Raw genomic sequence first — 5486 nt, 5'->3', positions numbered from 1 at the left:
CGTCCCACCCGACGCCCCGGCCGCGCTCGCCGCCGCGGCCCGCGACCACCTGCGGCGGCGGCTGCTGTCGGCGCGGGTGGCGGTGTGCGGCGCCGACTTCATGGTGGCCGACACCGGCACGCTGGTGCTGCTGGAGGCCGAGGGCAACGGCCGCGCGGCCGTGACCGTGCCGGACACGCTGATCTGCGTGGCGGGCATCGACGCCGTCGTGCCCACCTGGGGCGACCTGGAGGTGCTGCTGCAGCTGCTGCCGCGGTCCGCCGGGGACCGGATGAGCCCCGCCGTGTCCACCTGGACGGGCGTCACGCCCGGCGACGGGCCCCGCGAGCTGCACCTGGTGCTGCTGGACAACGGCCGCACCACCGTGCTGGCCGACCAGGCCGGGCGGGCCGCGCTGCGCTGCGTGCGCTGCTCGGCGTGCGCGCACGTGTGCCCCGTCTACGAGCGCACCGGCGACGAACCCTACGGCCCGCGCGGCGGCGGGCCGATCGGCGCCGTGCTGACGCCGCTGGTCGAGGGCGTGGAGAGCGCGGCGCACGCGTCCCTGCCGTACGCGTCCACGCTGTGCGGGGCCTGCGCCGACGTGTGCCCCGTCAAGATCGACATTCCGGGGCTGCTGGTGCACCTGCGGGGCGCGGTGGTGGAGTCGCGGCGGCGCCGGCCGGTGCCCACGCCCGAGCTCGTGATGATGCGCAGCGCCGCCTGGACGATGGGCGAGCAGGGCCGCTACGAGGCGGCGCTGCGGTCGGGCGCGCGGTGGGCGCGGCTGCTGTCGCGCGGCGGCCGCATCCGGCGGCTGCCCGGCCTGCTGGGCAAGTGGACCGAGGCCCGCGACCTGCCCGCCCCGCCGGTGGGCGGCTTCCGCGGCTGGTGGCGGTCCCGCCCGCGGAGCGGGGGAGAGCGGTGAGCTCGCGCGAGCGGATCGTGCGGCGCGTGCTCGACGCGCTCGGCGAGGCGCGCGGCACGGGCGTGGACGTGCCGCGCGGCTACCGGCGGCGCCTCACCGCGGCCGAGGCTGCCACCCGCGCCGACCTGGTCGCGATGTTCACCGAGCGGGTCGCCGCCCGCCGCGCGACCGTCCGGCACGCCGGCGCCGACGACCTGGCCACATCGGTGGCGGCCGCGCTGTGGGCGCGGGCGGCGCGGCGCATCGCGGCCCCGGCGGACCTGCCGTTCGGGTGGCTGTCGGAGCTGGACGGCGTGGACGCCGTCGCCGACACCGGCCTGACCGACCTGGAGACCCTGCGGGGGCTGGACGGCGTGGTGACCGGGTGCGCCGTGGCGATCGCGCAGACCGGCACGATCGTGCTGGACGGGGGCCGTGCGCAGGGGCGGCGGCTGCTGTCGCTGGTGCCCGACTACCACCTGTGCGTGGTGCACGCCGACCAGATCGTCGGCACCGTGCCCGAGGCGGTGGCGCGGCTGCGGCCGGAGCGTCCGCTGACCTGGATCAGCGGCCCGCCCGCGGCGGGCGGCCCCGAGGCGCGGCGGGTGGAGGGCGGCCACGGCCCCCGCAGCCTGGAGGTCCTCGTCGTCGAGGACTAGTCACGTCGAGGACTAGTCACAAAGGGCGGTCGGCAGGGGGAGTCCGGCCGGCCGGGGCCGGTGCGGCGCCGCGGGTCAGGGGGCGACGGCGGCCATGATCTGGTCGAGGGCGGTGGTGAAGCGGGCCTGCCAGTCGACCGGGCCGTCGGGTCCGGCGGCCGCCGCGGTGGTGGCGCCGTCGTCGCCGGTGCCGCGCACCTCCAGCGCGACGTGCCCGATGACGAACGCCAGCAGGGTGTGGGCGGCGGCGGCCGCGGCGCGGTCGGGCACGCCGCCGCGGCGCAGCAGCTCGCGCAGCGCCGCGGTGGTGGAGGCCAGGGCGGCGGGGTTGCGCCGGGTGACCAGCAGCGGCAGCACCCCGGCGTGCTCCAGCAGCCGTTCGCGGTAGCCGGCGGCCCAGCGGCGCAGCGCCTGGCGCCAGTCGGCGCCGTCGGCGGGGTCGGCCGGCGCGACCGCCACGTGCGCGACCAGGCCGTCCAGCAGCTGCTCCTTGCCGCGGGGCAGGTGGTGGTAGATGGCCATGGCCTCCACCTGCAGGGCGTCGCCGAGACGGCGCATGGTGAGGCGGCCGAGGCCCTGTCCGTCGACGATCGCAAGCGCCGCCTCGATGATCCGCTCGATGGTCAGCGGCGGGCGGTTCTGGGCGTTGATGCTCGGCTGTCGGACCATAATGAGCACGTACCTTACTGCGTAAAGGGCGGGGGCGGGGTGTCCGCCGTCACGACACGCCGGGGACGGGCGTACGCTAACTGCCGATCACACCTCGATCACGTGCCACGAACGGCCGCTCGCGGCCGGGTAGAGTCGAGCACGGCCGGTTGCGGCCGCGGACGAAGGAGGGGGACCGCCATGGCCTTGCGTCGCCGGGTGAACAAGGACGTCGCCGAGCGCTACGCCGCCGACGAGCGGCTGGCCGGGACCTACCGCGACCGGCTCGCCGCCGCCGCCGAGGCCGAGCGCGCGCTGCGCGCCGCCGAGGCCGAGACGCGGCCCGCGGACGAGCTGCGGGCCCTGTCGGTCGCGTTCGACAAGGCGCTCACCGAGGTGCTGCTGGCCGCCGAGGCCGCCGAGCGGGTCGCCATGGGCCCCCGCGTGTACGTGTCCGACGGCGCCTCCGCCGCGCTGCGCCGCGCCGCCGAGTTCGCGCGCCGCGAGGCCAAGGCCAAGCCGGCCGTGCGGCCGTGGACCGAGGAGGTCGACCGGCTGCGCACCGCGCGGGAGGCGCACCGGCTCGGCTTCCGCACCCGGCCCGGCGTGGCGGCCTGAGGCCGGCCGCGAGTCCGGTTGCGAGTCCGGTTGCGACATCCCGCCCCGCGCCGGGCGGGGGCGGCCGACCCGGGGGCGACACAGCGTCTTCGGGTGGCACCGGCCGCCGACTTCTGAGAACGTAGCCCCTCGGGGAACGCCGGGACGCTGCGCGTCGCCCGCGCGGCACCGCGCCGCGGCCGACGCCGCCGACGCGTCCCGCCCAGGGGATTCGCATGCACCGCATGCAGGTGCAGCCGCCGGTCCGGCGCGTCGGCCGGCCGTCGAAGGTGCTCTGACCGCGGGGGGAAAGTCACGTGGAGCGCACGCCGCCTGACCGTCATCGCGTTCTGGAGTCCTACCGGGACGGGGTGCAGGCGATCCGCGCGCTGGCCGACCGGGTGGCGGACTGGACGGCCCCCACCCCGTGCACCGAGTGGCAGATCATCGACCTGGTCGGCCATCTGCGCTGCGTCGCCGAGAACTACCTGGAGTACCTGCAGGACTCCCCGGACAGCCGGCTGGCCAAGCTGTTCGCCCGGGACGCCGCGACCGCGGTGCTGATCCGCCAGCAGGCCCGGCAGAACGCCGCCGAGCTGGCCGTGCTGCCGCCCGAGCCGGGCCCGGACCGGATCATGGCGTTCACCGTGTCGGCCGGCGCCTACGCCGACCTGATGCCCGACATGTGGGACCGCACCCACCTGGTCTACCGGGGCACCAAGTACACCGTCGGCGACCACGCGGGCGCGGCCTGCGTGGAATGGCACCTGCACGCCTGGGACCTGGCGCGCGCGATCGGCGAGGACTACCGGCCGCGCGACCCCGAGCTGCTGGTGTCGGCGTGGCACTGGGGCGTGCCGCACCTGCCGCTGGCGTCCGGCGACGCCTGGGAGGCGGTGCTGCGCTCCTCGGGGCGGTCGCCGTCGTGGCCGGAGGCCGACGCCGCGTCCGGGCCCGGTTCCAAGCGCCGCCTGGGGGCCGGACCTGGGGCTTCGGCGGGTTCCTGAGCCGGCTGTGCGGTCTGCGCCGGGCGCGGCCCGGTTTCACATGAAGGTGTCATGTATGTGCGCGGGATGTAGCACCGCGGGCACATGACGTGCCGCCCCGCGTAACCCGCCGTCCCTACCTTCGCGGATGTCCGCAGGATCCGTCCGGCAACGCCGCCGGCCGCCGACGACACCCGAAGGAGACGCCATGACGGCGCTGACCGACGAAGCCGCCCCGCGGACGGGGGCCGCACCACGACGTGGTCGCTGGATCGACCACTGGGAGCCCGACGACGACCGGTTCTGGGCGGAGACGGGCCGGCGGGTCGCCGCCCGCAACCTGGTGTTCTCGATCTTCACCGAGCACCTGGGCTTTTGCGTGTGGCTGCTGTGGAGCATCGCGGTGCTGAACCTGGCCGACAACGGCATCCGGCTGTCGGTGGGCCAGACGCTGTGGCTGACGACGCTGCCCAACCTGGTGGGCGCGGCGATCCGCATCCCCTACACCTTCGCCCCGGCCCGGTTCGGCGGCCGCAACTGGACGGTCGTCAGCGCGCTGCTGCTGCTGGTGCCGTGCGCGCTGTTCGTCTACGCGATCGAGAACCCGGACATTCCGTACTGGGCGCTGCTGCTGATCGCGGCGACCACCGGCTTCGGCGGCGGCAACTTCGCCTCCTCGATGGCCAACATCACCCACTTCTACCCGGCCGGGCGGCAGGGGCTGCCGCTCGGGCTGAACGCCGCCGGCGGCAACCTGGGCACCAGTGTCACGCAGCTGGCCATGCCCCCGCTGATCACCGCGTTCGGGCTGGTGGCCGTGGGCTGGGTGTGGATGCCGTTCATCCTGCTGGCCGCGGTGACCGCCTACTTTTTCATGAACAACCTGACCAAGGCGACGTCGGCGTACACGCTGCGGGAGATGGCCGCCGGCACCAAGGAAAGGCAGACGGTCGTGATGTCGGTGCTGTACATCGGCACCTTCGGGTCGTTCATCGGCTATTCGTTCTCCTTCGGGGTGCTGATCAAGAACACGTTCCCCGACATCACCGGGGCGCACTACATCTGGCTGGGGGCCTTCGCCGGGTCGCTGGCGCGTCCGCTCGGCGGCTGGCTGGCCGACCGGTTCGGCGGCGCCCGGGTCACGATGGTGAACTTCTTCTTGATGGGGCTGGGCGTCGCGGCGGTGGCCGGGTCGGTGCGGGTCGAGAGCTGGCCGTTCTTCCTGACGGCGTTCCTGTTCGTGTTCGTCACCACCGGGGTCGGCAACGGCTCCACCTACCGGATGATCCCGGCGATCTTCCGGGCGCGGGAGCTGGCCGAGGTGGACCGGAGCGACACCGCCGCCGTCGAGCGGGCGCTGGCGCGGGCCCGGCGGGCCGCGGCGGCGGCGATCGGCATCATCTCGGCGGTGGGCGCCGCCGGGGGGCGTGCTGATCCAGCAGACGTTCCGGATCTCGATCGAGGAGACGCAGGGCATCGCGCCCGCGCTGCTGGTCCTGGCCGCGTTCTACGGGGTGTGCGTGCTGCTCACCTGGATGTTCTACCTGCGGAAGGTGCGGGTGGGGCAGACGCGGATGAGCCTGGCCGAGGCGGGCGTGTGAGCCGCCGGGCCGGTCGCCGTCGCGCGGGACGGCGGCCGGCCCGCACCGCTTCGGCCGCCGGGCGCACCGCATGCGCCCGGCGGCTCGGGTGTCGGCGGCGCCGCCGGGC

Annotated in this window: 6 protein-coding genes; 5 read left to right on the top strand and 1 reads right to left on the bottom strand. The window is 75.6% G+C overall.

Going from position 1 to position 5486, the window contains the following annotated elements; genetic code table 11:
* On the top strand, positions 1-907 hold a 907-nt coding region (locus ABD879_RS31955), incomplete at its 5' end, for an LUD domain-containing protein (RefSeq protein ID WP_345025514.1).
* On the top strand, positions 904-1545 hold the full coding sequence (locus tag ABD879_RS31950; RefSeq protein WP_345025513.1) for a LutC/YkgG family protein: 642 nt from the start codon (positions 904-906) through the stop codon (positions 1543-1545). The genes ABD879_RS31955 and ABD879_RS31950, both read left to right, overlap by 4 nt.
* Positions 1546-1620: 75 nt before the next feature.
* Here ABD879_RS31950 and ABD879_RS31945 read toward each other — a convergent pair whose 3' ends face one another.
* Positions 1621-2214: a TetR/AcrR family transcriptional regulator gene (locus ABD879_RS31945; protein ID WP_345025512.1), complete on the bottom strand. Its 594-nt coding sequence runs from the start codon at positions 2212-2214 to the stop codon at positions 1621-1623.
* 180 nt (positions 2215-2394) lie between these two features.
* Between ABD879_RS31945 and ABD879_RS31940 the strand changes: the two genes are divergently transcribed.
* From ABD879_RS31940 to ABD879_RS31930, 3 genes are all read left to right on the top strand, one after another.
* Entirely contained in the window at positions 2395-2811 is a 417-nt protein-coding gene (locus ABD879_RS31940) for a plectin (RefSeq protein ID WP_345025511.1), read from the top strand.
* Between the two features lie 296 nt (positions 2812-3107).
* Complete coding sequence (locus tag ABD879_RS31935) at positions 3108-3797, top strand: maleylpyruvate isomerase N-terminal domain-containing protein (RefSeq protein ID WP_345025510.1); 690 nt, start codon at positions 3108-3110, stop codon at positions 3795-3797.
* A 187-nt stretch (positions 3798-3984) separates the two neighbouring features.
* On the top strand, positions 3985-5486 hold a 1502-nt coding region (locus ABD879_RS31930), incomplete at its 3' end, for an MFS transporter (RefSeq protein ID WP_345025509.1).

The organism is Actinomadura keratinilytica, from assembly GCF_039539665.1.
Classification (GTDB): domain Bacteria; phylum Actinomycetota; class Actinomycetes; order Streptosporangiales; family Streptosporangiaceae; genus Spirillospora; species Spirillospora keratinilytica.
This window is presented reverse-complemented; position numbering and strand designations above follow the sequence as displayed.

What these genes read in the sequence shown, in the direction of transcription:
- ABD879_RS31945 (WP_345025512.1), bottom strand. Translation starts at nt 2,214, where the DNA reads ATGGTCCGACAGCCGAGCATCAACGCCCAGAACCGCCCGCCGCTGACC.
- ABD879_RS31940 (WP_345025511.1), top strand. Translation starts at nt 2,395, where the DNA reads ATGGCCTTGCGTCGCCGGGTGAACAAGGACGTCGCCGAGCGCTACGCC.